Raw genomic sequence first — 22,955 nt, 5'->3', positions numbered from 1 at the left:
GCGAAGCCCGGCATGCCATATTTGGCGGCAAGCGGCAATTCAGCCTTCGCTTTCGTGATAGCCGCCCGCGAGATGGCGGCCACGCTCGGTGAGAATCGAAAGCACGCGCTCGAACACGCGCAGCTCGTCTGCCGGCAGTCCCTCGGTCCAGCGCGCCTGGAAGGCGAGCGCCAGCGGCACGATCTCGGCATAGGTCCGGGAGCCGCGGGGCGTCAGGCTGATGAAGGCCTCGCGCCGGTCCTCGCGATTCTCGCTGCGCGAGGTCAGGCCGCGCTTCTCGAGCTCGCTGACGGCGCGCGAAACCTTGGTCTTGTGCATCTGGGACAGCTCGCCGATGTCGCGCGAGGTCAGCTTTCCGAATTCGCCGAGCTGCGCGATCACACGCCATTCGGGAATGCCTATGCCGAAGCGCTCGCTATAGATTCGTCCGAGCGCGCGGCTGGCGAAATGGCCGACGACGTTCAGCCGATAGGGCAGGAACTGCTCCAGCCGCAAGGTCGTTTCGTCGCCGGGTGGGGGAGGCTCGGGCTGCGTTGACATTAGTTTCATCTGTAACTAGCTGAGGTCGGGGCGGGACGCCCGCTCCGATCTTTCCGGAACCTGCGTTCTTGTCAAAGCGGTCCGGCAGCGGAAGGGGAAATGCTCATGAATGTCCAGGCACAGATTCATACAGCCCCGCTGCGCCAGGCTGCCACCGGCACACGCTACATGTCGGGCTTCGGCAACAGTTTCGAGACCGAGGCGCTGCCCGGCGCCCTGCCGGTCGGCCGCAACTCGCCGCAGAGGGCTGCTTATGGCCTTTATGCCGAGCAGCTGTCCGGCTCGCCCTTCACCGCGCCGCGCTCCTCGAACGAGCGATCCTGGCTCTATCGCATCCGCCCTAGCGTCAAACATGGCGGACGCTGGAAGAAGGTCGACAAGGGGCTGATCCGCAGTGCTCCCTGCCGTGACGAGGCCGAGCTGCCGATCGGCCAGCTGCGCTGGAGCCCGATCCCCATACCATCGGAGACGCTGACCTTCCTCACTGGCCTGCGCACGCTGACGACGGCCGGCGATGCCGAGACCCAGGCCGGTATGGCCGCCCATATGGTTTTCGTCACCGCCTCGATGGAACGCGAATACCTCTTCTGCGCCGACGGTGAGTTCCTGGTCGTGGCGCAGGAGGGGGCGCTGCGCTTCTGCACCGAATTCGGGGTGATCGAAATCGAACCCGGCGAGATCTGCATCATTCCGCGCGGCGTCGTCTTCCGCTGCGAATTGATGGGCGGCCCGGCTCGGGCCTATGTCTGCGAGAATTATGGCGGCTCCTTCACCTTGCCGGATCGCGGTCCGATCGGCGCAAATTGCCTGGCCAATCCGCGTGACTTCCTGACACCCATCGCGGCCTATGAAGACGACGAGACGCCGTCGACGCTCTATGCGAAATGGGGCGGAGAGCTCTTTTCCACGCCGATCGGCCAGTCGCCGCTCGATGTCGTGGCCTGGCATGGCAATTACGCGCCCTACAAATACGACCTGCGCCATTATTCGCCGGTCGGAGCGATTTCCTTCGACCATCCCGACCCGTCGATCTTCACGGTCCTGACCGCGCCGTCGGAAACACCCGGCACTGCGAATATCGACTTCGTGATCTTTCCCGAGCGCTGGCTGGTCGCAGAGAATACGTTCCGCCCGCCCTGGTACCATCGCAATATCATGTCCGAGTTCATGGGACTGATCTACGGTGTCTATGACGCCAAGCCCGAGGGCTTCACGCCCGGCGGCTTCAGCCTGCACAACATGATGCTGCCGCACGGCCCGGACACGCAGGCGTTCGAACATGCGAGCACCGTCGAGCTCAAGCCGGTGAAGCTGACCGGGACCATGGCCTTCATGTTCGAGACCCGCTTTCCCCAGCGCGTCACCGGCTATGCCGCGGGCCTGCCAGCCTTGCAGCCGGACTACAGCGCCTGCTGGGAGGGCCTGAAGAAGCGCTTCGATCCGACACGGCGCGAGGCCTGGTAGCGTCCCGATCCCTGCAAGGCACTTGCGGAGCCCGAATGCTTGTCGCTCAATGCGCTTTCCGAACTTCGCAAGGAGCGCGCCTTGGCGACACCCGCGAAAGCACCGGCCCGGCCGAGCGGCGGCAGGAGCCCGCGCGCTCGGCCCTCGCGCTCTGCGGTGCCTCGCGGTCCGGCATTGATGCGGCTCTGGGCCCAGCACTGGCTGGCAGTCTGTCGCGAGATGCCGTTGCACGGTCGGCGGTTGCTCGACCGCCTGGAGAGCGACCCGGCCAAGGGCATTCATGATTTCCGCCGCCTGATGAAGGCGTGGCGTTCCCTGCTGAAACTCTCGCCGGCTGCTCTGGAGGAGGAGACGGCGCAGCTCCGGGCCGACATCAAGCGCCTGCGCCAGAACTTCGGTGCGACGCGCGATGCAGCGGTCGTCGCGCGGACATTGCGTGAGTTGATGCCCGGTGAACGCGGCAGGCTGGTCGAGCCCCCGCCGGACCCGATGCCGCCGCCGGACACCATCGTCTCCATGCAGATGGAGCTCGACCGTCTCGCCGCCAGGATGGAGGAGTGGTCGGTGGCCGGCGAGCGTGGCGGCTTCCTGCTCGTCGCATTCCGGCGCAGCTATCGCAAAGCCAGGCGCGCGGCGCGGCAGGATCCGCGCCGGATGAGCCTGAAGCGCCTGCATGCCTGGCGCACCCGCATCATCGATCTCGGCTATCAGCTCAGCTTCTTCCAGCCCGCCGACCCCGGTCACTACAAGGAGCAGATCGAGGCGGTCGAGCGCTTGCGCACCCATCTCGGCGCGGTCGTCGATCTCGACATGGCCGATCGGCAACTGGCGGAAACCGTCGCGACCAAGCCCCTCAGGAAGGTCAGGAAGAAACTCCGCCGCCGGGTCGGCAAGCAGCGTGGCAAAGCGGCCGGGATGGTCGGGCCCGTCCTCGAGACGCGCCCGAAAGCCGTTTCTACGCATCTGGCCGAGGCGATGGCGGCGCATGCACCGCGCCGGATCAGACTTGTCTGACCCGGCGCCTGCAATCGGTCCTGGCGGCGCCTCAGCGCGACCGCAGGCGGTTCATGAACGAGTCGTAGGAGAGTTCTGCGACCTGCCACCAGAGCAGGTTTTCGCCGCGGAAGGCGACCATCGAATCGTAGCCCTTCTTGAACTGCTCGCTCTTGGCAGAGGTCTCGGCGTAGTATTCGTCTGCCGCCTTGAGAGCCGCTTCCATGATCGGCATCGGGAAGGCCTTGAGCTGTGCGCCCTGCTGGACCAGCCGGCGCAGGCCGCCCGGGTTCACGGCGTCGTACTTGGCCAGCATCCAGTTATTGGCAGCCTCGCAGGCGTGGTGGACGATCGCCTGGTAGTGCTTCGGCAGCTTGTTCCAGGCCTCCTGGCCGATGACGAGATGCAGCATGGCACCGCCCTCCCACCAGCCGGGATAATAGTAATATTTGGCGACGCGCACGAAGCCGAGCTTCTCGTCGTCATAGGGGCCGACGAATTCCGCGGCGTCGATCGTGCCGCGCTCCAGCGCCGGGTAGACGTCGCCGCCTGCGATCTGCGTCGGCACCACGCCGAGCTTGGCGAGCACGGCGCCGCCCATGCCGCCGATGCGGAATTTCAGGCCCTTGAGATCATCGAGCGAGGTCAGTTCCTTGCGGAAGAAGCCGCCCATCTGGCAGCCGGAATTGCCGCAGGGGATCGAATAGGCATTGAACTTGGCCAGTGCCGAATTGATGATCTCCTCGCCGCCGCCGAAGAACCACCAGGAATGCTGCTGACGTGCATTGAGCCCGAACGGGATGCCGGTGCCGAGCCCCAGTGCCGGCTCCTTGCCGATATAGAAATAGGTCGGCGTATGCGCGCATTCGACCGTGCCGGAGGTGACCGCGTCGAGGGCCTGCAGGCCCGGCACGATCTCGCCGGCGGAGAAGGTCTGGACCTGGAATTTGCCGTCGGTCGCGTCCGACATGTATTTCGCGAATTGCTGGGCCGTGCCGTAGATCGTGTCGAGCGCCTTCGGGAAGCTCGAGGTCAGGCGCCACTTCACCTCCGGCTGCGACTGCGCGATCGCCGGCATCGCGACCGGCGTAGCAGCCGCTGCCAGCGCACCGGTTTTCAAAAAGTCGCGGCGTTTCATAAGCTGATCTCCCAGAGGTTTGTTGCGCGCAATCTCGCGTGTTCGTCACGGATTGGAAAGAGATGAAACTCGCTTCCCTCATGCACGGTCGTGATGGCCGCCTTGTCGTGGTTTCCAAGGACCTGACGCGCGCCACGGACGCCTTTCCCGTGGTCGCGACCATGCAGGCCGCCCTCGACGACTGGGGGCGCCATGCGCCGCGCCTGGCCGATCTAGCAGAAGGTTTGGAGCATGGCTCCGTCCCATCCTTCCGTTTCCACGAGCATGATTGCGCAGCCCCCTTGCCGCGCGCCTATCAGTGGCTCGACGGCTCGGCCTATGTGAACCATGTCGCGCTCGTCAGGAAGGCAAGGGGCGCCGAGATGCCGGAGTGCTTCTGGAGCGACCCGTTGATGTATCAGGGCGGATCCGACGCCGTGCTGGGGCCGCGCCAGCCGATCCGGACCCGCAGCGAGGAGGACGGCATCGATTTCGAGGCCGAGATCGCCGTCATCACCGGCGACGTGCCGATGGGCGTCTCCGCGGAAGCGGCGCATGGCCATGTCCGCCTCGTGATGCTCGTCAATGACGTCAGCCTGCGCAACCTGATTCCGGGCGAACTGGCGAAGGGCTTTGGCTTTCTCCAGTCGAAGCCGCCGACGGCCTTCTCGCCGGTGGCCGCGACGCCCGATGAACTGGGCGAGGCATGGCAGGGCGGAAAGCTGCACCTGCCGCTGCTCTCGCTGCTCAACGGCCAGCCCTTCGGACAGCCGAATGCGGGTGTCGACATGACCTTCGATTTCGGCACGCTGATCGCTCATGCCGCGCGAACGCGCCCGCTCTCGGCCGGCACGATCATCGGCTCCGGCACGGTCTCGAACCGCGACGAGGAAGGCGGCCCGGGGCGACCGATCGCGCAAGGTGGCGTCGGCTATGCCTGTATCGCCGAGCAGCGCATGGTCGAGATCATCAAGTCGGGCACTGCCGCAACACCCTTCCTGCGCTTCGGCGATACGATTCGTATCGAGATGAAGGACGGGGAGGGTTCTTCGGTTTTCGGTGCGATCGAACAGGACGTCCTGCCCCATGTCGACTGACAAGCCCGCCTTCGCCTCCAGCGCCGATCTCGGCGAGAAGACCATTTCCTTCGATGAGATCGGCCGGGGCATCTACGCCTATACCGCCGAGGGCGACCCCAATACAGGGGTCGTCGTCGGTGACGAGAGCGTGCTCGTCTTCGATGCGCAGGCGACGCCGAAGATGGCGGAAACGGTGATCGAGCGCGTCCGCAGGGTCACCGACAAGCCGATCAGCCATGTCGTGCTCTCGCATTACCATGCGGTCCGCGTGCTGGGGGCGCCAGCCTATGGCGCCCGCGAGATCGTCGCATCCGATGTCGCCCGCGAGATGATCGTGGAGCGCGGCGAACAGGACAAGGCGAGCGAGATCGGCCGGTTTCCACGGCTCTTCCAGGGCGCGGATTCGATCCGGCCGGGCCTGACCTGGCCGACCATGACCTTTTCCGATACCGCCTCGATCTGGCTCGGCAAGCGCGAGGTCAGGCTGACGAAGCTCGGGCGCGGCCATACCGCAGGCGACATCGTCGCCTGGATTCCCGATGCCGAGGTCTCCTTCGCGGGTGATCTCGTCGAGTATGGTGCGACGCCCTATTGCGGCGATGCCCATTTCGAGGACTGGCCGACGACGCTCGACCATTTGTCCGCCCTCGGCTCGGTCGCAATGGTGCCGGGCCGTGGCGCGGCGCTGACCGACGCGGCAATGGTCGCTGATGGCATCAGTGGCACGCGCGCCTTTCTCAGCGACCTCTATGACGCCGTGAAGCAGAGCGCCGGCGCGGGTTGCTCGCTCCGCGAGACCTTCGAGCGTGTCCATGCCGTTTTGAAGCCAGGCTATGGCGACTGGGTGATTTTCGAGCATTGCTTGCCCTTCAATGTTTCGCGTGCCTATGACGAGGCCAACGGGCTCGACCACCCGCGCATCTGGACCGACGAGCGCGATCGCCAGATGTGGATCGATCTTCGGGGCTAGGGCGATGTCGCTCGTCACATATCTGCGCAAGGCGGCTCGCAACAATGGCTGGGCCAATGACCGGCTGCTGCGTGCCTGCGCCGAGCTGGACGACGAAGCGTTCAGGGCGCCGGGCACGAGCTTCTTCCCCTCGCTCCACGAGACCTTGAACCACAATCTCTCGGTCGATCAGTTCTATCTCGATGCGCTGGAGCAAGGCGGGCGCGGGCTGGCCGTCTTCGATACCTTCCGGCCGCTCGACGCGGCGGCGCTCCTCATCGTGCAGGGGCAGACCGATCGCCGCCTGATCGCGTTTTGCGATGCGCTGAGCGAGGCAGGGCTGGCACGGCAGGTCGAGACCGATCGCGGCGATGACGGCAAGGTGCCCGAGCGGATCGACGATCTGCTCGCGCATCTCTTCCAGCACCAGATCCATCATCGCGGCCAGGCTCACGCCATGCTCGCCGGCACGAAGGTCGCGCCGCCGCAGCTCGATGAGTACTTCCTCGCCTTCGATATCCGTCGGCGCGCCTCCGATCTGAAAACGCTCGGGATCGAGGGGCCGGAGGCGATCGGATGACGATGGAGATCCGCCGTTTCGCCTATCGCCGCAGCCCTGACCAGGATGCACGCGGACCGGCCCATCATCCCGTCGTCATCATCGGCGCCGGCCCGGTCGGGTTGACGCTCGCGCTCGATCTGGCACGCCGCGCAGTCCCCGTCGTGCTGATCGATGATTCCGATCGCATCGGCGAAGGCTCGCGCGCGATCTGCTTTGCCAAGCGTACGCTGGAGATCTTCGACAGGCTCGGCCTCGCCGAAGGTATGGTCGCGAAAGGCGTCACCTGGCAGCGGGGCAGGGTCTTTCACGGGCAAGAGCAACTCTATGAGTTCGATCTATTGCCTGAGCCTGGCCACAAGCAGCCGGCTTTCATCAACCTGCAGCAATATTACGTCGAAGCGGCATTGGCCGACGCTGCGGCTGCCGAGGCGCTGATCGATCTGCGCTGGTCGAACCGTCTGACTGGCATCCAGCCATGTCGCGACGGCGCGCTCCTGACCATCGCGACGCCGGATGGGCCCTACCAGCTCGACGCCGGCTGGGTGGTCGCCTGCGACGGAGCGCGTTCGCCGACGCGCGCGCTGCTTGGCCTGGAGTTTCGCGGCGAAGCCTTCGAGGACAAGTTCCTCATCGCCGATGTGAAGATGCAGGCGGAGTTCCCGACCGAGCGCTGGTTCTGGTTCGCGCCGCCCTTCCATTCCGGCCAGTCCGCCCTGCTGCACAAACAGCCGGACGATGTCTGGCGCATCGATCTGCAACTCGATCGGGACGCCGACCCCGAGCATGAACGACGGCCAGAGATCGTGCGGCCGCGCATCCGGCAGATGCTCGGCCATGATGATTTCGCGCTGGAATGGGTCTCGGTCTACCGCTTCCAGTGCCGCAGGCTCGAGCACTTCGTCCATGGCCGGGTGGTCTTCGCCGGTGACGCAGCCCATCAGGTCTCGCCCTTCGGCGCGCGCGGCGCCAATTCCGGCATCCAGGATGCCGATAATCTCGGCTGGAAGCTGGCTTTGGTCGTGAAAGGGCAGAGTCCCGCTGCGCTGATCGACAGCTATGACAGGGAACGTGTCGAAGCGGCGCAGGAGAATATCCTGCATTCGACCCGCGCCACGGAATTCATCGCGCCGCGCTCGCCAGGCGAACGGGTCTTGCGCGATGCGGCACTTGCCCTGGCCGGCAAGGCCGGCTTCGCCCGGCGCTTTGTCAATTCAGGGCGCCTCTCGCAGCCGACGACCTATCTGGCGTCGCCTCTTTCCACATCTGGCCCGGATTGGCCGAGCGGTGTCGCGGCAGGCGCCCCCTTCCTCGACGCTGCGCTGCCAGCGACTGCCGACGGGCGGCGTTGGCTGAGCGAGACGCTGGCCGAGGGCAGGCCGGTCATCATTGCCTGCGGCATGGCGGCCGAGAGCAGGGCTCTTTCCACCGCCTTGTGGGTCGATCTTCCCGCCCGAGACCCTGGGGACGAGCCCCTGGCGCGGCGTTACGGATTGACGCCGGGCGATGCCGTCGTGCTGCGTCCTGACGGTCATGTCGCGGCCCGGTTTCGCCAGGCGACGCCCACGCAACTGGCGGCCGCGATCGAGAGGCTGGAAGGGCGCGCGGCAGCATGAGCGGCGAACTCGTCACGGAATCGAATTTCTCCGATCCCGACGCGGCCTTCCGGATGATCGCGGAGGCGCATCGCGATCTCGTGGAGGCCGAGAGCGTGGCGCTCAATGCCAGGCTCGTCCTGATCTTCGCCAATCATATCGGTGACGTGGAGATCCTGCGTCAGGCCTTGGCGCTGGCCCGCGAGGCGCGGTAACGTCGCATTTCCTCTGCCGGAGCCTTGGCCGCGATGATCGATCCCGTTCCGCTCTATTCCAGCGCCATCCCGCTCTCGTTTTTCCTGTGGGGGCCGGCACTGGTGATGCTGATGTTCTGGCTCACCGGGCTTTGGGCGAGCCGCCAGGGTGTGGCGCGCATGCTCGAGAGCGACTGGAACGGCTTCAACGCTGCCGATGTCGAAAAGCTCTTCGCGGCTTATGGCGAGGAGCGCCGGAACCGCTACCGTCACCGGGTCCTGCCGGCCGATGTCGCCTTCGCCCTGACCTATGCGATCGTCGGCGCGATCACCGTCGCGGGCGTTACCATGCGCGGCTATCCCTGGTGGGTCGCGGCATTATGCGGCGGCGGCTGGCTCTTCGGCGGGCTCTGCGATGTCGTCGAGAATTTCGTCATTGCCCGGCTGCTCGACAAATACCCCAGGGTCGAGGCGGGCGATGTCGCCATGGCGAGCGGCTTCACGCAATTGAAGCTCGTGCTGTTCACGCTCGGCGTGCTCGGCGCGCTGGCCGCGGCCTATCTGGTGTTCAAGCCACTGGCGGTGTGACGGCCGGTGCCGCGGCTGCGTCATGGGTGGCAAGCCAGCCGGCGCGGCTGAGGCGGAAGTAGGCGCACAGGAAGTGCGGATCGCCCATCAGCCATGAGCGCCGGTCGCTGTCGCGCTGGAAACCGAGCTTCTCGGCCAGACGAAGGGATGCCGCGTTGAGCGGGTGCGTCAGGATGACGGCCTCGGCCAGGTCCAATGAGCCAAAACCGTGCTGGAGCAGGCGCGAGGCCGCCTCCGTCGCATAACCCCGGCCCCAATGGCGGGTGTCGAAGCGGTAGCCCAGTTCGATCTGCGCCGTCGCCGGATCGTTGGGGAACAGAGCGATATAGCCCAGCAGTTCGCCAGGGCTCCCGCGCCGGCTGATCGACCAGTAGCCCAGCCCGCGATCGACATGCGTGAAGCTGCGCTTCGCCACGGCCTCCTTGCTCATGAAGGCGGTGCCGACCGGTGCGATGTGTCGCATCACCTCCGGGTCGGAATTCATCGCAATGACATGGTCGAGATCCTCCATGGTTCTCGGCCTGAGGATGAGGCGGTCCGTCTCGAGGATCGGCTGCGTCGTCGCCGGCATCTTGCTAGTCTGCATCGGACGGCTCTGGCATTGCTTCGCTTCAGAACCCATATCCGGCGCCGGCTACGCGGAAAAGTCAGGAGATCGAGAATGCGCGCCTGTGGTACCACCTCTTCACGCGCCCTGGCCCTGGCTCTGTTTGCGCTGGGGCTCTGTCTGACCGGGCCCGCCCAGGCCCAGGAGGACCTGATCTTCAGGAAATCGACCGTCTGGAAGATGCTGACGCCGAACGACAAGCTCGCCGTCTATGGCGTCGACGATCCGATCGTCGAGGGCGTGGCCTGCCACTACACCATTCCCGAGAAGGGCGGCGTCTCCGGCATGTTCGGTGTGGCGGAGGAGGTCTCGGAGATCTCGCTCGCCTGTCGTCAGGTCGGTCCGATCAAGTTCAAGGAGAAATTCGAGCAGGGCGATGTCGTCTTCCGCGAGCGCCGCTCGATGGTCTGGAAGAAGATGCAGATCGTGCGCGGCTGCGACATCAAGCGCAACGTGCTGGTCTATCTCGTCTATTCCGACAAGCTGATCGATGGGTCGCCGCAGAATTCGACATCCACCGTCCCGATCATGCCTTGGGGCGGGGTGGGCGAGGCGCCGAAATGCTCGGACTGGGTGAGGTGAGCCGGAGCCTCAGCCGCCGCAGGTGATCGAGAGCGGCTGCTCCGCCGGTTCGGTGATGACAGGCTTCGAGACCGAACCGGTGAAATCTTCGCGCGAGGCGATGCCAAACGCGGTCGCCTTCGCAAAGCCCTGGGCTTCGCACCAGGCATCGGCGACGATCTTGCCGCATTCCGAGGTCTTCGAGGACAGGCAATCGGCGACGCCATAACCGTCGCTCGCCGGAATCAGGAAGATGCGCTGATCGTTGGATGCGGCCACGGTCTTCGAGGTCGGCAGGACTGCGAGCGAGAGGCCGGCTCCGACGATTCCGAACAGGCCGATCAGGGCGATGGCGCGGCGCATTCTCGATCTTTCCTCGTGACCCGACAGGCCAAAGAACCTTCGAAGCATGAGGATGGTTCCAGTCCGTTAAATTTGAATGAATTCGGCGTCAGCTATGTTGCGGCGCAACAAACTCGGGCGCCCTCTTGACGCAAAGCCCGCGCACAGGCAATCAGTTTTTCATGACGCAGGCCGCCATCCGGATTTGCATTATTTGCCGCTAGCTTTCGCTGGCCGGCTGCTCACGTCATCGTCCTGAAACGACCCGACAGAAAGCGCCCCCGGCCAGCGGCCCGGACCACGCTTCTCGTCGCCTATTCGCCAGGATCGTTTCGATGACGCCGACTTTAAGGCTCTACAACACGCTGACGCGGACGAAAGAGACGTTCGCGCCGATCGATCCCGGCAATGTCCGCATGTATGTCTGCGGACCGACCGTCTATGACTACGCCCATATCGGCAATGCCCGCCCGGTCATCGTCTTCGACGTGCTCTACCGGCTGCTCCGGCATCTCTATGGCGCCGAGCATGTGACCTATGCCCGCAACCTCACGGACGTCGACGACAAGATCAACGCGCGCGCCGCCCGCGATTTCCCCGGCTTGCCGCTGAACGAGGCGATTGCCAGGGTCACGCAGACGACGACGGCGCAGTTCCACAGCGATGTCGATGCGCTGGGCAATCTGCGCCCCGATGCCGAGCCGCGCGCCACCGACCATATCGAGGAGATGAAGGCGATCATCGAGCGCCTCATCGCTCGTGGCATCGCCTATGTCGCCGAGGAACATGTCCTGTTCCACGTGCCGGCTGTGGCGAGCCTGGGGAAGGCGCCGAAATACGGCTCGCTCGCCCGTCGCTCGCTCGACGAGATGATGGCCGGCGCTCGCGTCGATGTCGCTCCCTACAAGCGCGATGCCATGGATTTCGTGCTGTGGAAGCCAAGCCGCGACGGCATCGACCCCGGCTGGCCGTCCCCGGCGGGCATCGCCACGCCCGGCCGTCCCGGCTGGCATATCGAGTGCTCGGCCATGTCGATGGCCAAGCTGCTCGCGCCCTTTGGCGGCGGGCTCGCCTGCGATGATCCCGCCAAGAATGTCTTCGACATCCATGGCGGCGGCATCGACCTCGTCTTCCCGCATCATGAGAACGAGATCGCCCAGAGCTGCTGCGCCTTCGGCGGTGCCGACGGCGCCGGCCGCATGGCGAATATCTGGATGCATAACGGCTTCCTGCAGGTCGAAGGCGAGAAGATGTCGAAATCGCTCGGCAACTTCGTCACCATCAACGAACTGCTGCAGACCGATGCCTTCGGCGGCCGGACATGGCCGGGCGAAGTGCTGCGCCTTGCGATGCTGAAGACGCATTACCGCCAGCCGATCGACTGGACGGTGAAGTCGCTGGAGGAGGTCGAGTCCATCATCGCCGGCTGGGAGGAGATCCTGCGTGGCATTCCGACGGAACCGCAGACCGCTCCAAGTGACGTGGATGCGGAGATCATCGCCGCACTGGCCGATGACCTGAACACGGCCAAGATGATGACGCGGCTTCATGGTCTTGCCCGCGAAGCGAAGGCCGGCGATCCGAAGGCTGCGCGCGCACTGGCGGCAAGTGTCGATTTCCTCGGCCTGAATCGTCAGGCCTGGGGGCGAAAGGAACAGGAGTTCCTCGTCCGGGCGGCGACCGATGACGGGTTCGCGGCGCGTGTCGACGATCTGATCCAGCGCCGGCTTGCAGCGCGTCGCGCCAAGGACTTTGCCGAGTCCGACCGCATCCGCGACGAACTCGCGGCGATGGGCATCCACCTCAAGGATGGCAAGGACCCGGCGACGGGCGAGCCCGCGACAGCATGGGAAGTGAAACGATGAACCGCACCCGAGCCCCCTCTCCCCCTGCGGGAGAGGGTTGGGGTGAGGGGTCGCGCGACGCTTGCCGCTCTTCTCATTCTGCTTCAACCGGAGAGCGTGGCGCGACCCCTCATCCGGCCGCTGCGCGGCCACCTTCTCCCGCAGGGGGAGAAGGGGAGGACGCGCTGTCGTTGCGTGCCAAGCTCGGCCAGCGCGCGCGCTCGATGCGCAAGGAGCCGACAGAAGCCGAGCGCAAACTTTGGCTCCTCCTGCGCGACAGGCGGTTCAGTGGTTTCAAGTTCCGTCGGCAGGTCCAGATCGGTTCCTATATCGTCGATTTCGTGTGTCCATCGAAGCGACTGATCGTCGAAGCCGATGGTGGCCAGCATGCAGGAAACACCTATGACGAGGTGCGGGATGCCTGGCTGAAAGCGCAGGGCTTTCGCATTCGCCGCTTCTGGAACGCCGATATCCTTCGTCGTGGCGACGAGGTCCGGGACACGCTTTGGCACGATCTCCATGGAGCGACGCTCCATGAGACGGATATGACATGGGAAGTGAAACGATGAACCGGGATGCCCCGAAGATCCGGCGTGCGGGAGCGCTCTCGGTCGCGATGAAACTGGTCATGCTCGCCATGGTGATGCCACGCGTGCTGCGCTATCGGATGAGGGCCGGGCGATGAGCGCCCGCATCCATCTCTTCGATACGACGCTGCGCGACGGCGCCCAGACCACCGGAGTCGACTTCTCGCTCGACGACAAGCGCGCGGTCGCCGCCATGCTGGACAAACTCGGCATCGACTATGTCGAGGGTGGCTATCCCGGAGCGAACCCGCTCGATACCGCCTTCTTCGCGGAAAAGCCGACCTCGAAGGCCAAGTTCGCGGCCTTCGGTATGACCAAGCGGGCAGGGCGCTCGGCCGCCAACGACCCGGGCATCGCGGCCCTGCTCGAGGCGAAGGCCGACGCCATCGTCTTCGTCGCCAAGAGCTGGGACTACCATGTCCATGTCGCGCTCGAGATCTCGCTCGAGGACAATCTCGAGGGCATCACCGACAGCGTGAAGGCCGCCAAGGCGGCCGGGCGCGAGGTGATGCTCGACTGCGAGCATTTCTTCGACGGCTACAAGGCCAATCCCGACTATGCGCTGGCCTGCGCCCGGGCGGCCTATGAGGCGGGCGCACGCTGGGTCGTGCTCTGCGATACCAATGGCGGCACACTGCCCGATGAAGTCGGCGCCATCGTTGCCGCGGTCGCCAAGGTGGTGCCGGGCGATCATCTCGGCATCCATGCCCATGACGATTGCGGCTGCGCCGTTGCCAATTCGCTGGCGGCGGTCGAGGCCGGGGTCCGCCAGATCCAGGGCACGCTGAACGGGCTCGGCGAGCGCTGCGGCAACGCCAATCTGGTGACTCTGATCGGGGCGCTGAAGCTGAAGGACAGGTATCGCGAGCGCTTCAGCATCAATGTCGACGAACAGCAGCTCGGCGAACTGACCCATGTTTCGCGTGCACTGGACGAGATGCTGAACCGCGCCCCGAACCGGCACGCGCCCTTCGTCGGTTCGTCTGCCTTCGCGACCAAGGCCGGCATCCATGCGTCGGCCGTGCTGAAGGACCCGCGCACCTATGAGCATGTCGCACCGGAAGCGACCGGCAATATCCGCAAGGTCCTGATCTCGGACCAGGGCGGCAAGTCCAACCTCGTGGCCGAGCTGGAGCGCATCGGCGTCACGCTTGGGCGCGACGATCCGCGGCTCGGGCGCCTGCTCGACGAGCTCAAGGACAAGGAGGCGCAAGGCTACGCCTTCGAGGGGGCAGATGCCTCCTTCTTCCTGCTCGCCAAGCGGATCCTGCGCGAGGTGCCGGACTATTTCACGGTCGAGCGCTTCAAGGTGAATGTCGAGCGGCGCTACAACGCCAATGGCGAGCTCGTCACCTTCTCCGAGGCGATCGTGAAGGTGCAGGTCGGCGACGAGCTGCTGATCTCGGCTGCCGAGGGCTCAGCCGGCCCGGTCAATGCCCTCGACGTTGCCTTGCGCAAGGATCTCGGCCGCTATCAGTCGCTGATCGGGGGCTTGCGGCTCGTCGACTACAAGGTCCGCATCTTCCAGGGCGGCACCGACGCGGTGACGCGCGTCCTGATCGAATCCGCTGACGAGACCGGTGAACGCTGGACCACGGTCGGTGTCAGCGCCAACATCATCGACGCCTCGTTCCAGGCGCTGGTCGACTCGATCACCTACAAGCTGATGCGGGCCGGCGCGACGGCGTAAGCGAAGGGATCTTTCCATCCGCCGCGATTCCCCGGGCGAGGCGCAGCTTCGACCCGGCAATCATTCGGCGGATGGGGCGTGGCGCGGTACCGCCGCGGTCGGGAATGGCCGGGACGAGGCCCGGCCATGATGGGCTTGGTGGCTCAATCCGTCAGCCGGATCGTCCGTTCCTTGCAGAGATCGACGCCGTCATTGTCGTTCTCGACCTCGTCGGTGAAGCGACCGAGCACGAAATAGCTGCAGCCTGCCGGCTTGTTGAGTTTCAGCACGGCGCTCTTTCCGGGAGCGAGCGGCTTGGCGAGTTTGGCGACGAGGCGGGGCTGTTCACCCGAGGTGGTGATTTCGAGCGTGTTCAACGGCACGCTGCGGGCATTGGTTACCTTGATCTGCGCCGGCGGGCGCGCCGATTGCGCCAGGGCGGGAAGCGTCGCGAGGCAGAGTGAGACGCTGGCGCCGATCAGGCCGGCAAGGATAACCCGTTGAGCTCTCATGGCTGTTTCTTTCCCCGATCCGAGCGTTGACCGCTCCGACGCCATCTCACACCGGTCTTTCGACAAGAACAAGGCCAAGCCGGCGCGCGTGTTCCGCAATCCCCGGCTTGCAGCAAGGCCCATGCATTCGCCTGCGATCGCGGATATATGGGCGGTTCAACTTGGAACTGTTTGAAAAATGTCCCCGCCTGCCGCGCCGCCTCCGGCGTCGAACTTCGCCCACTCGGCTGTCCTGCAACCGGGCTCCGGCTTCGTCGCCACCTTCCGTGCGCTCTGGCCCTATCTCTGGCCGCCGGATCGCGCCGATCTGCGCAAGCGCGTGGTCGCGGCCTTCATCCTGCTGGTCGTGGGCCGCATGGTGTTGATGGGCGTGCCCTTCACCTTCAAATGGGCGACGGATGCCCTGGCGAACACGCCGACAAGTCTCGGGCGCTGGCTGCCCTGGCTGGTCGGCGCACCGCTGACCCTGACGCTGATCTACGGGCTGGCGCGCGTCGGCTCCTCGGCCTTCATCCAGATGCGCGATGCATTGTTCGCACCCGTGTTCATGCATGCGGTGCGCACGCTGGCGCTGCAGACCTTCGGCCATCTGCATTATCTCTCGCTGCGCTTCCATCTCGAGCGCAAGACCGGCGGCCTGACCCGCGTGCTGGAGCGCGGCCGCAACGGTATCGAGGAAATGGTCCGCCTCGGCCTGAACCAGTTGGTGCCGGTCGTGGTCGAGGTCGCCCTGATCACCGCCGTGCTTCTGACGATGTTCGACTGGCTCTATGTCGTCGTGCTGGTGGTGATGGTGACGACCTACATGGCCTACACCATCAAGGCGACCGAATGGCGCATCGCCATTCGCGGCGCCATGAACGAGTCCGATACCGACGCCAATTCGAAGGCGATCGACTCGCTGCTCAACTATGAGACGGTCAAGTATTTCGGGGCAGAGGCTCGCGAGACGGCCCGTTACGACCGTTCAATGGCGCGCTACGAGCGCAACTCGATCAAGGCCTATACCTCGCTCGCCTGGCTCAATTTCGGACAGGCGGCGATCTTCGCGACAGGCCTGACCATCTCGATGGTGATGGCGGTGCGCGGCTTCCAGGCCGGCACGCACACGGTCGGCGATTTCGTGCTGATCAACGCCATGCTGATCCAGCTCTACCAGCCGCTGAATTTCATGGGCACGGTCTATCGCGAGATCAAGCAGGCGACCCTCGACATCGGAGAGATGTTCGCCCTGATCGGCCGCGATCCCGAGATCCAGGACCATCCGGGCGCCCCGCCGCTTCGCGTCGATGCAGGCGAGGTCCGCTTCGAGGACGTGCATTTCGCCTATATCCCGGAGCGGCCGATCCTGAAGGGCATTTCCTTCACGGTGCCGCCGGGCAGGACGATCGCCATCGTCGGACCGTCCGGCGCCGGCAAGTCGACGATTTCGCGCCTGCTCTTCCGCTTCTACGAACCGGCCAAGGGCAGGATCCTGATCGACGGGCAGGATATCGCCGCGATCCAGCAGGTCAGCCTGCGCTCCGCGATCGGCATGGTTCCCCAGGATACCGTGCTGTTCAACGACACGATCGAGTACAATATCCGCTATGGCCGGCCGGATGCGACCGAGGCCGAGGTCGAGGAGGCGGCGCGGCTCGCCCAGATCGACCGCTTCATTCGCTCTCTGCCGGAGGGCTATGAGACCTCCGTCGGCGAGCGCGGCCTGAAGCTCTCAGGCGGCGAGAAGCAGCGCGTCGCCATCGCCCGCACCATCCTGAAGGGGCCGCCGATCCTGGTGCTGGACGAGGCAACCTCGGCACTCGATTCCTTCACCGAGAAGGAGATCCAGGACGCGCTCGACCGGGTCAGCGAGGGGCGCACGACGCTGGTCATCGCCCACCGGCTCTCGACCGTGATCAATGCTGACGAGATCATCGTGCTGGACAAGGGCCTGATCGTCGAACGCGGCCATCACCGCGAGTTGCTGGCGGCGGATGGCGTCTATGCGGCACTCTGGAACCGCCAGCGCCAGGTCGACGAGGCCAAGGCGACGCTGAAGCGCGCGACCGAGGAAGAAGAAGAGAGTGTGAGAGTGACCCTGACGCAGTAATCGGGGCGACGGAATTCTCTCGCCAAACGCGGCCTGCTTCCTGCATGCTATACCCCGCCGGTTTCACACGAAGCCGGCGGAGCATTGCGGGGGCTGCTCATGTTCGATCCGACAACATTCACCGGCTTTCACACCTGGCTCAGCCTGATCGCCATCGTCGCTGGTTTTCCGGTCGCCGCGGCCATGCTGAAAGGGCACACGCGGCCGCGCTGGACCGGAATTTTGCTCTCCACTGCGTTTGCCACCAGCGCGACGGGCTTCGGCTTTCCATTCAACGGCATCCTGCCCTCGCACATCGTCGGCGCGATCTCGCTCGTTCTGGTCGGTCTTGCCGGATACGCCCTCTACGCCCGCAGGCTCGACGGCGCCTGGCGGCGGATCTATGCGATCACGGCGATGGTCGCCTTCTATCTGCTGATCTTCGTCGCGGTCGCGCAGGCCTTCATGAAGGTGCCATTTCTCCAGGCGATGGCGCCGACACAGTCAGAGCCGCCCTTCGCGATTGCCGAAGGGCTCGTGCTGCTGATCTTCGTGGTGCTGACCTATCTCGCCGCGCGCCGCTTCGTCCGCAGCCCGACGGCGCTCGCCTGAGTTCGCGTGGCTTGCAATGGCGAGGGCTTGCATCCCAAGCAAGCTGGCCGATCCCAGCCTGCCGCGGTGACCACATGCTGAAACGCCTGCGCCTGACCGGGGCACTTTTCCTCTCCATTCTGGCCGCGGATCCGGCCGCTGCCGCGACGGGGCAGGGCTGGGAGCTCTGGATCGTCAAACCGGGACGGCCGGGCATTGTCCAGACCTGCTCGCTGCTCAAGATGTCGCCGTCGCCGCTTGAAACGACGCTTCCTGCCGATCAGCACCCGCTTCGACTCGATGAGGCGCTCTCGATTCGCTGGCAGGGCGGATATCTCGTGCAGGATGGCGCGCCTGAGAGCCCGGCAGCGAAGCGGGGCTGGAATCCGGTCGACAGTTGTTTCGTCCTGATGGTCGCGGGCAAGCCCGTCGCGACTGGCGCAGTATTGCCACGTGCCTCCGCCCAGTTGCTCCGCTTCGACACGCTCGTGATCCAGGAGGATCGGGCAGGCCAGCCGCTCGCCTTCGAACTGCTCCCGCATTTTCCGGCGGATGTCATGTTACCGGCCCCTGGGCCATGGTCGGCGGCGCTCGGTGCGCTCAGCCGCCCCTCCGGGGCCGCGCGATGACGGTAGCGAAGCGCTTGCGAGCGATGCTCCGGCTCGGCGCCGGCCTGGTCCTGGCGCTGCCGGCCCTTCCGGTGCAGGCCTCCGGCACGAAGAAGGTCGGCAATTGGGTGGTCATCACCAATGACCGGCAGGGCGGGCGCCAGGATGTCGCGGCGGTGCTGAGCGATAGAGAAGCCCATGTCGGCCTCGCGATCCGCTGCATCGATGCCAGCCTGTCCATCGCCTTTCTGCCGCTGAACAATGACGGGCTGTTCGGCCGGGCGGGGCGGGCGGCTGCATCCTTCGTTCAAGCCGATGGCCAGGCGGCGGTCGAGCTGGCGGGCTCGGTCGGGGCGGACCGGGCCGTGCAGGTTGCGCGCCCGGCGTCCCTCCTCGGATTGATCCTCGGCGGGGCCGAGATGAGTGTGTTGATCCCGGTCCAGGGCAACGGAGCTGTTTCGGCCGGCTTTGACCTTGCAAACAGCCGGAGCGCCCTGGCCGAGCTTGTCGGGCAGTGCCCGGCCGACTGACGCCAGCGCTCAGCCCAGCTCCAGTCGGTAGCGCAGCTTCAGCCGCTCGCCGCGAGCATAGCTTTCATAGTCTTCCGGGATCGTGACCTCTTCGACGAGGGCGCAGCCGAGCCTTTCCAGCGTACGGCGGGAGGCGAGATTGTCGGGGGTCGTCGTCAGCCAGAGCTCGGTAAGGCCGCACGCTTTGGCCAGGGGAAGCAGCGCCTTCACGGCTTTCCCGGCGAGGCCGCGCCCGCGACAAGCGGGCTCGATGGAAAAGCCGATCTGCCCTGCGAGATGGGTCAGGAGATAGCTCGCGCCTGGCCGCAGGCTGATCGTGCCGGCGGGCTCGTCTCCGGCCAGGACGTCGAAGCGATAGGCGGCGACGCGCCACAGCGATGTGTCGGGTGAATAGCTCCGGCTCAGCCGCAGCCTGACATCGTCACAGCCAAGCTTGCCCAGGAGAGCCGTGCCGATATCGCCGGCCTCCGCCATGTCCCGCACTCCCCGCCAATGCCATGGCTGCGCTTCTAGCCGTTCGGCTACCCTGTCTGGAAGACGCGGCGGCAAAGAGGCGGAGTTTCGTCCGCCACAAGGGGCGCGGCATGCGGCCTCTTCCCCCGGAGCGCCGAACCCCGTAAATCACGCGGCAATGCCTGCCGCCCCAATCGGGCCGCAGGGGAGCGTCACTCTGCCGACGCGCTGACAAGACCAAACAGGATTGCCCATGTCGCTCGTCGATTCCGTCCGCAAAGTGATCGTTCCCATCCACAAGGAGGGCTACGTCTTCATCGCGATCGCGCTGGTGGCGACGATCGTGCTCGCCAATCTCTGGTCGCCCTTCGGCTGGCTCGGCGCGATCATCACGATCTGGGTCTGTTATTTCTTCCGTGATCCCATCCGGATCACGCCGCAACGCGAGGGGCTGGTGATCTCGCCGGCCGATGGCCGCATCAGCCAGATCGCCTCCGCGCTGCCGCCGCCGGAGCTGAACCTGCCGGCCGAGCCGATGACGCGCATCTCGATTTTCATGAACGTCTTCGACTGCCATGTGAACCGCGCCCCGGTCTCGGGCCGCATCATCAAGATGGCCTATACGCCGGGCCTCTTCCTCAATGCCGAGCTCGACAAGGCGAGCGAGGACAATGAGCGCAACGCGCTGGCGATCGAGACCCCGGCCGGCACGGTCGGCGTCGTCCAGATTGCAGGCCTGATCGCGCGGCGCATCGTGCCCTTCGTCAAGGAGGGCGATTCGATCGCGACCGGCGAGCGTTTCGGCCTGATTCGCTTCGGTTCGCGCGTCGACGTCTATCTGCCGACGAGCGTGATCCCGCTGGTTGGCGAAGGCCAGACCGCCATCGCCGGCGAGACCGTGCTGGCCGACGTCTCGGCCAGCGAAATACGGCGCAGCTTCCGCGGAATCTGAGCGCTTTCGACATCTCGGAGCGCCGTGATGCGGCGCCCGGGATGATCGCCGAGTGCTCCTAGCCTCCGCGCCTAAAACCGCGTATTCCGGCTGGCATGAGCGATCTCTTTCCTCCCTTCGAGCCCGAGCAGGCTGAATCGAAGCGCACGCGCTTCAAGGCGATCCCGTTTCGGCTGATCGCACCCAATGTCATCACATTGCTGGCGCTCTGCCTCGGCCTCACCGCGATGCGGCTCGTGGTCGAGGGCAAGCTCGAATCGGCGACGATCTTCATCCTGATCGCCGCCGCGCTCGACGGCGTCGACGGGCGCCTGGCGCGCATGCTGAAGGGCACGTCGCGCTTCGGCGCCGAGCTCGACTCGCTCTCGGATTTCGTCAATTTCGGCGTCGCAACCGGCTATGTGCTCTGGATTTTCGTCCTGCACGATCTGCGTTCCTTCGGCTGGATCATCGTGCTGACGCTGGCCTGCGCCATGGCGCTCCGGCTCGCACGCTTCAACGTGATGATCGACGATCCCAATCGTCCCGACTGGCAGAAGAACTTCTTCGTCGGCATGCCGGCGCCCGCGGGCGCGATCACCGCGATGCTGCCGCTCTATCTGCACTTCATCGGCGTGCCGGTACAGGAATATGGCGCCCTGCTGGTTGGGATCTATATCCTGTTCATCGCCTTCCTGACGATTTCGCGCATCCCTTGCTATGCCGGCAAGACGCTCGGCACCCGGGTGCCGCGTGAGAAGGTGCTGCCGCTCTTCGTCGCGGTGGTGGTGGTGGCGGGGCTGCTCTTTGCCTACCCCTTCGAGATGCTGACGCTGATCGTGCTGGCCTATCTCGCGCTGATCCCGATCAGCGTTGCGCGCTATCGCAAGCTCGAGCGCGAACACAATGCCGGCTTGGCGGAAGCTCCGTCCGAGGTGGGCAAGGCGTCCGTGTCGGATACCGACTGAAGCATCGGCCCGAAAAGTGGATTGCGGTTTTCGGAAGAGCCGATGCGAACGCACTAAAGCATCGGCCCGAAAAGTGGATTGCGGTTTTCGGAAGAGCCGATGCGAACGCACTAAAGCATCGGCCCGAAAAGTGGATTTGCGGTTTTCGGGATAGCCGATGCAAACACACTAAAGCATCGGCCCGAAAAGTGTCGGGCCGGATGCGAGATCCGGTCTCGATAATTTAGCGGCGGCGGTTGCTCAGTCGCGCCGCATTGGCGCGGGTTCGTTTCGAGAATGGCTCGAGCGTGTTGCTGGTCGCCCGGGCGACGGCCTCGCTCATGTCGAGCTGGCTGAATGGGCTGAAGGCCAGATCCCACCAGAACAGGCTGACGGCCTGGCTCGCGGCGAGGCCGCTTTCCATCACCGCGGAAACCTTCTCGGTCAGGGCCTTCGTCGCCTCGCGCTGGCCGCGCCGGTCGCCGAGCGCGCCCTTGAGCAGGATCGGCATCCGCATTGCGATGGTCAGCCCGGCCTCGGCCTGCATCGTCATGACCTTGCTCACGAGCGCCTGCGCTTCCACTCCCGTTCCCAGAGCGGAACGCGGACGTCGGGTCGATGTGGTCATTTCGGTGAAGGGCTCCAGAACACGGGACAGGTCGGAAAGGACTCCGGCCTCGCAAAGAGGCCGCGTCTGCGGGCCGCAGGCTTTAATGTGTCAAGTGAAAGGCTGAAACGCAAGGGTGAGGCTGCGTATTTTATGCGCAGTGGACATAACGAAGTGGGTATTGCGCTCCAGGGCTGCACTCGGCGCGTGGCGGCTCAGAGAGATTTCGCAACCGGCGAAAATGATCTAGAGGCTTGGGCGGAGGGTGTCCGCCATGGGCGCCTGCGAGCCTCAGAGACGAACGCCCTTGAGTTTCTTCTCCACTCCCAAGCAGCCCGGCTGGCGGCCGATGCTGGTCCTGGCTTCGGCCTCTCCGCGCCGGCTGGCCTTGCTGGAGCAGGCCGGGTTGAAGCCCGACGCCATGCTGCCATCCGATCTGGACGAGACGCCGCTGAAAGGCGAGCGTCCGCGCGATCTCTCGCGCCGCCTGGCACGCGAGAAGGCGCAGGCCGCGCGGGAAGGCGCGAAGAGCCGCCCCGATCTCGAAGGCTGCTACATCCTCGCGGCCGATACCGTGGTCGCAGTCGGCCGTCGCGTCCTGCCCAAGGCGGAGATCGTCGATGAGGCGGCTGCCTGCCTGCGGATGCTCTCCGGGCGCGCCCATCGCGTCTATACCAGCGTAGCCCTGGTGACCCCGGGCGGCGCGATCCGTGACCGCATCGTCGAGACGCGCGTGCGCTTCAAGCGGCTCTCGACCGAAGATCTCGAGATGTACCTCGCCTCAGGTGAATGGCGCGGCAAGGCCGGCGCCTATGCCATCCAGGGCATTGCCGGCTCCTTCGTGGTCAAGCTCGTCGGCTCCTATACCGGCGTTGTCGGCCTGCCGCTTTACGAGACGGTGAACCTGCTCGGCGGCGAAGGCTTCCCGATCCGGTTCGGCTGGATGAATGTCGGCTGAGCGTCAGCGCATCTTGCCCTGACCTGCGGTTATCCCGATCCTGTCGCCGCTGCCGCTTC

General features: G+C 65.3%; 26 protein-coding genes. 19 read left to right on the top strand and 7 right to left on the bottom strand.

Annotated elements, in window-relative coordinates; genetic code table 11:
- Window positions 1–39 precede the first annotated feature (39 nt).
- On the bottom strand, window positions 40–540 hold the full coding sequence (locus tag AB4099_RS30365) for a MarR family winged helix-turn-helix transcriptional regulator (RefSeq protein ID WP_162768023.1): 501 nt from the start codon (window positions 538–540) through the stop codon (window positions 40–42).
- A 105-nt stretch (window positions 541–645) separates the two neighbouring features.
- Between AB4099_RS30365 and hmgA the strand changes: the two genes are divergently transcribed.
- Both hmgA and AB4099_RS30355 read left to right on the top strand, forming a co-directional pair.
- Window positions 646–2,004, top strand: coding sequence for a homogentisate 1,2-dioxygenase (hmgA, locus tag AB4099_RS30360; RefSeq protein WP_441480831.1), 1,359 nt, complete (start codon window positions 646–648; stop codon window positions 2,002–2,004).
- Window positions 2,005–2,223: 219 nt separating this feature from the next.
- Window positions 2,224–3,018 carry a CHAD domain-containing protein gene (locus tag AB4099_RS30355; protein ID WP_441480830.1) on the top strand — a complete coding sequence of 265 codons (795 nt, stop codon included), beginning with the start codon at window positions 2,224–2,226 and terminating at the stop codon, window positions 3,016–3,018.
- Window positions 3,019–3,049: 31 nt separating this feature from the next.
- Here AB4099_RS30355 and AB4099_RS30350 read toward each other — a convergent pair whose 3' ends face one another.
- Window positions 3,050–4,135, bottom strand: a complete 1,086-nt coding sequence (locus tag AB4099_RS30350; protein WP_113512911.1) for a TRAP transporter substrate-binding protein — start codon at window positions 4,133–4,135, stop codon at window positions 3,050–3,052.
- Between the two features lie 62 nt (window positions 4,136–4,197).
- Here AB4099_RS30350 and AB4099_RS30345 point away from each other — a divergent pair, with 62 nt between their 5' ends.
- The 6 genes from AB4099_RS30345 to AB4099_RS30320 are packed head-to-tail and all read left to right on the top strand — an operon-like array spanning window position 4,198 to window position 9,078.
- Window positions 4,198–5,211: a fumarylacetoacetate hydrolase family protein gene (locus tag AB4099_RS30345; RefSeq protein ID WP_441480829.1), complete on the top strand. Its 1,014-nt coding sequence runs from the start codon at window positions 4,198–4,200 to the stop codon at window positions 5,209–5,211.
- Window positions 5,201–6,163, top strand: a complete 963-nt coding sequence (locus AB4099_RS30340; protein ID WP_113512915.1) for an MBL fold metallo-hydrolase — start codon at window positions 5,201–5,203, stop codon at window positions 6,161–6,163. Before AB4099_RS30345 ends, AB4099_RS30340 begins: the two co-directional genes overlap by 11 nt.
- A gap of 4 nt (window positions 6,164–6,167) precedes the next feature.
- Window positions 6,168–6,722: a DinB family protein gene (locus tag AB4099_RS30335; protein ID WP_113512917.1), complete on the top strand. Its 555-nt coding sequence runs from the start codon at window positions 6,168–6,170 to the stop codon at window positions 6,720–6,722.
- On the top strand, window positions 6,719–8,317 hold the full coding sequence (locus AB4099_RS30330) for an FAD-dependent oxidoreductase (RefSeq protein WP_441480828.1): 1,599 nt from the start codon (window positions 6,719–6,721) through the stop codon (window positions 8,315–8,317). Before AB4099_RS30335 ends, AB4099_RS30330 begins: the two co-directional genes overlap by 4 nt.
- Window positions 8,314–8,511, top strand: a complete 198-nt coding sequence (locus AB4099_RS30325) for a DUF2783 domain-containing protein (protein ID WP_441480827.1) — start codon at window positions 8,314–8,316, stop codon at window positions 8,509–8,511. The genes AB4099_RS30330 and AB4099_RS30325 overlap by 4 nt, the downstream gene beginning before the upstream one ends.
- Window positions 8,512–8,544: 33 nt before the next feature.
- A complete protein-coding gene (locus AB4099_RS30320; RefSeq protein ID WP_113512922.1) occupies window positions 8,545–9,078 on the top strand; it encodes a hypothetical protein in 534 nt (177 codons plus the stop codon).
- On the opposite strand, the gene AB4099_RS30315 is transcribed toward AB4099_RS30320, so the two are convergent.
- Window positions 9,059–9,664 carry a GNAT family N-acetyltransferase gene (locus AB4099_RS30315; protein WP_162768025.1) on the bottom strand — a complete coding sequence of 202 codons (606 nt, stop codon included), beginning with the start codon at window positions 9,662–9,664 and terminating at the stop codon, window positions 9,059–9,061. The two genes, AB4099_RS30320 and AB4099_RS30315, sit on opposite strands and share 20 nt — an antisense overlap.
- Before the next feature lie 75 nt (window positions 9,665–9,739).
- On the opposite strand from AB4099_RS30315, the gene AB4099_RS30310 reads away from it, so the two are divergent.
- Window positions 9,740–10,267, top strand: a complete 528-nt coding sequence (locus AB4099_RS30310) for a CreA family protein (RefSeq protein ID WP_441480826.1) — start codon at window positions 9,740–9,742, stop codon at window positions 10,265–10,267.
- A gap of 9 nt (window positions 10,268–10,276) precedes the next feature.
- Here AB4099_RS30310 and AB4099_RS30305 read toward each other — a convergent pair whose 3' ends face one another.
- Entirely contained in the window at window positions 10,277–10,609 is a 333-nt protein-coding gene (locus AB4099_RS30305; RefSeq protein WP_113512928.1) for a hypothetical protein, read from the bottom strand.
- 314 nt (window positions 10,610–10,923) lie between these two features.
- Between AB4099_RS30305 and cysS the strand changes: the two genes are divergently transcribed.
- From cysS to cimA, 3 genes are all read left to right on the top strand, one after another.
- Window positions 10,924–12,453 (top strand): cysteine--tRNA ligase, encoded by a 1,530-nt coding sequence (gene cysS, locus AB4099_RS30300; RefSeq protein WP_441480825.1) that lies wholly within the window; start codon window positions 10,924–10,926, stop codon window positions 12,451–12,453.
- 170 nt (window positions 12,454–12,623) lie between these two features.
- Complete coding sequence (locus AB4099_RS30295) at window positions 12,624–13,001, top strand: endonuclease domain-containing protein (protein ID WP_441480824.1); 378 nt, start codon at window positions 12,624–12,626, stop codon at window positions 12,999–13,001.
- Between the two features lie 112 nt (window positions 13,002–13,113).
- Window positions 13,114–14,709 carry a citramalate synthase gene (gene cimA / locus AB4099_RS30290; protein ID WP_113512932.1) on the top strand — a complete coding sequence of 532 codons (1,596 nt, stop codon included), beginning with the start codon at window positions 13,114–13,116 and terminating at the stop codon, window positions 14,707–14,709.
- Window positions 14,710–14,852: 143 nt separating this feature from the next.
- Here the strand turns inward: cimA and AB4099_RS30285 are convergent, their stop codons facing one another.
- On the bottom strand, window positions 14,853–15,200 hold the full coding sequence (locus AB4099_RS30285; protein WP_113512934.1) for a hypothetical protein: 348 nt from the start codon (window positions 15,198–15,200) through the stop codon (window positions 14,853–14,855).
- 178 nt (window positions 15,201–15,378) lie between these two features.
- On the opposite strand from AB4099_RS30285, the gene AB4099_RS30280 reads away from it, so the two are divergent.
- The 4 genes from AB4099_RS30280 (at window position 15,379) to AB4099_RS30265 (ending at window position 19,000) form a co-directional block, all read left to right on the top strand.
- Window positions 15,379–17,292, top strand: coding sequence for an ABCB family ABC transporter ATP-binding protein/permease (locus AB4099_RS30280; RefSeq protein WP_441480823.1), 1,914 nt, complete (start codon window positions 15,379–15,381; stop codon window positions 17,290–17,292).
- A 99-nt stretch (window positions 17,293–17,391) separates the two neighbouring features.
- On the top strand, window positions 17,392–17,883 hold the full coding sequence (locus AB4099_RS30275; RefSeq protein WP_441480822.1) for a hypothetical protein: 492 nt from the start codon (window positions 17,392–17,394) through the stop codon (window positions 17,881–17,883).
- Window positions 17,884–17,957: 74 nt separating this feature from the next.
- Window positions 17,958–18,491, top strand: coding sequence for a hypothetical protein (locus AB4099_RS30270; protein ID WP_441480821.1), 534 nt, complete (start codon window positions 17,958–17,960; stop codon window positions 18,489–18,491).
- Window positions 18,488–19,000 (top strand): hypothetical protein, encoded by a 513-nt coding sequence (locus AB4099_RS30265; protein WP_441480820.1) that lies wholly within the window; start codon window positions 18,488–18,490, stop codon window positions 18,998–19,000. The genes AB4099_RS30270 and AB4099_RS30265 overlap by 4 nt, the downstream gene beginning before the upstream one ends.
- Window positions 19,001–19,009: 9 nt before the next feature.
- On the opposite strand, the gene AB4099_RS30260 is transcribed toward AB4099_RS30265, so the two are convergent.
- Entirely contained in the window at window positions 19,010–19,474 is a 465-nt protein-coding gene (locus AB4099_RS30260) for a GNAT family N-acetyltransferase (RefSeq protein WP_113512944.1), read from the bottom strand.
- 232 nt (window positions 19,475–19,706) lie between these two features.
- Between AB4099_RS30260 and AB4099_RS30255 the strand changes: the two genes are divergently transcribed.
- Window positions 19,707–20,405 carry a phosphatidylserine decarboxylase gene (locus AB4099_RS30255; RefSeq protein ID WP_441480819.1) on the top strand — a complete coding sequence of 233 codons (699 nt, stop codon included), beginning with the start codon at window positions 19,707–19,709 and terminating at the stop codon, window positions 20,403–20,405.
- Window positions 20,406–20,500: 95 nt separating this feature from the next.
- Complete coding sequence (locus AB4099_RS30250) at window positions 20,501–21,352, top strand: CDP-alcohol phosphatidyltransferase family protein (protein ID WP_441480818.1); 852 nt, start codon at window positions 20,501–20,503, stop codon at window positions 21,350–21,352.
- A gap of 223 nt (window positions 21,353–21,575) precedes the next feature.
- On the opposite strand, the gene AB4099_RS30245 is transcribed toward AB4099_RS30250, so the two are convergent.
- Window positions 21,576–21,959: a hypothetical protein gene (locus AB4099_RS30245; protein WP_441480817.1), complete on the bottom strand. Its 384-nt coding sequence runs from the start codon at window positions 21,957–21,959 to the stop codon at window positions 21,576–21,578.
- A gap of 328 nt (window positions 21,960–22,287) precedes the next feature.
- Here AB4099_RS30245 and AB4099_RS30240 point away from each other — a divergent pair, with 328 nt between their 5' ends.
- The gene (locus tag AB4099_RS30240; protein ID WP_162768357.1) at window positions 22,288–22,896 is read left to right on the top strand and encodes a Maf-like protein; all 609 of its coding nucleotides are present in this window, start codon (window positions 22,288–22,290) and stop codon (window positions 22,894–22,896) included.
- Window positions 22,897–22,955: the final 59 nt, after the last annotated feature.

Origin of the sequence: Allobosea sp. 2KB_26, assembly GCF_052115715.1 — a bacterium.
Taxonomy (GTDB): Bacteria; Pseudomonadota; Alphaproteobacteria; order Rhizobiales; family Beijerinckiaceae; genus Allobosea.
Note: the sequence above shows the minus strand (reverse complement) of the source record. Positions and strands in the feature narration are given on the sequence as shown.

Coding starts and splice junctions, on each gene's coding strand:
- AB4099_RS30365 (WP_162768023.1), bottom strand. CDS start 540: ATGTCAACGCAGCCCGAGCCTCCCCCACCCGGCGACGAAACGACCTTG.
- hmgA (WP_441480831.1), top strand. CDS start 646: ATGAATGTCCAGGCACAGATTCATACAGCCCCGCTGCGCCAGGCTGCC.
- AB4099_RS30355 (WP_441480830.1), top strand. CDS start 2,224: ATGCCGTTGCACGGTCGGCGGTTGCTCGACCGCCTGGAGAGCGACCCG.
- AB4099_RS30350 (WP_113512911.1), bottom strand. CDS start 4,135: ATGAAACGCCGCGACTTTTTGAAAACCGGTGCGCTGGCAGCGGCTGCT.
- AB4099_RS30345 (WP_441480829.1), top strand. CDS start 4,198: ATGAAACTCGCTTCCCTCATGCACGGTCGTGATGGCCGCCTTGTCGTG.
- AB4099_RS30340 (WP_113512915.1), top strand. CDS start 5,201: ATGTCGACTGACAAGCCCGCCTTCGCCTCCAGCGCCGATCTCGGCGAG.
- AB4099_RS30335 (WP_113512917.1), top strand. CDS start 6,168: ATGTCGCTCGTCACATATCTGCGCAAGGCGGCTCGCAACAATGGCTGG.
- AB4099_RS30330 (WP_441480828.1), top strand. CDS start 6,719: ATGACGATGGAGATCCGCCGTTTCGCCTATCGCCGCAGCCCTGACCAG.
- AB4099_RS30325 (WP_441480827.1), top strand. CDS start 8,314: ATGAGCGGCGAACTCGTCACGGAATCGAATTTCTCCGATCCCGACGCG.
- AB4099_RS30320 (WP_113512922.1), top strand. CDS start 8,545: ATGATCGATCCCGTTCCGCTCTATTCCAGCGCCATCCCGCTCTCGTTT.
- AB4099_RS30315 (WP_162768025.1), bottom strand. CDS start 9,664: ATGCAGACTAGCAAGATGCCGGCGACGACGCAGCCGATCCTCGAGACG.
- AB4099_RS30310 (WP_441480826.1), top strand. CDS start 9,740: ATGCGCGCCTGTGGTACCACCTCTTCACGCGCCCTGGCCCTGGCTCTG.
- AB4099_RS30305 (WP_113512928.1), bottom strand. CDS start 10,609: ATGCGCCGCGCCATCGCCCTGATCGGCCTGTTCGGAATCGTCGGAGCC.
- cysS (WP_441480825.1), top strand. CDS start 10,924: ATGACGCCGACTTTAAGGCTCTACAACACGCTGACGCGGACGAAAGAG.
- cimA (WP_113512932.1), top strand. CDS start 13,114: ATGAGCGCCCGCATCCATCTCTTCGATACGACGCTGCGCGACGGCGCC.
- AB4099_RS30285 (WP_113512934.1), bottom strand. CDS start 15,200: ATGAGAGCTCAACGGGTTATCCTTGCCGGCCTGATCGGCGCCAGCGTC.
- AB4099_RS30280 (WP_441480823.1), top strand. CDS start 15,379: ATGTCCCCGCCTGCCGCGCCGCCTCCGGCGTCGAACTTCGCCCACTCG.
- AB4099_RS30275 (WP_441480822.1), top strand. CDS start 17,392: ATGTTCGATCCGACAACATTCACCGGCTTTCACACCTGGCTCAGCCTG.
- AB4099_RS30270 (WP_441480821.1), top strand. CDS start 17,958: ATGCTGAAACGCCTGCGCCTGACCGGGGCACTTTTCCTCTCCATTCTG.
- AB4099_RS30265 (WP_441480820.1), top strand. CDS start 18,488: ATGACGGTAGCGAAGCGCTTGCGAGCGATGCTCCGGCTCGGCGCCGGC.
- AB4099_RS30260 (WP_113512944.1), bottom strand. CDS start 19,474: ATGGCGGAGGCCGGCGATATCGGCACGGCTCTCCTGGGCAAGCTTGGC.
- AB4099_RS30255 (WP_441480819.1), top strand. CDS start 19,707: ATGTCGCTCGTCGATTCCGTCCGCAAAGTGATCGTTCCCATCCACAAG.
- AB4099_RS30250 (WP_441480818.1), top strand. CDS start 20,501: ATGAGCGATCTCTTTCCTCCCTTCGAGCCCGAGCAGGCTGAATCGAAG.
- AB4099_RS30245 (WP_441480817.1), bottom strand. CDS start 21,959: ATGACCACATCGACCCGACGTCCGCGTTCCGCTCTGGGAACGGGAGTG.
- AB4099_RS30240 (WP_162768357.1), top strand. CDS start 22,288: ATGCTGGTCCTGGCTTCGGCCTCTCCGCGCCGGCTGGCCTTGCTGGAG.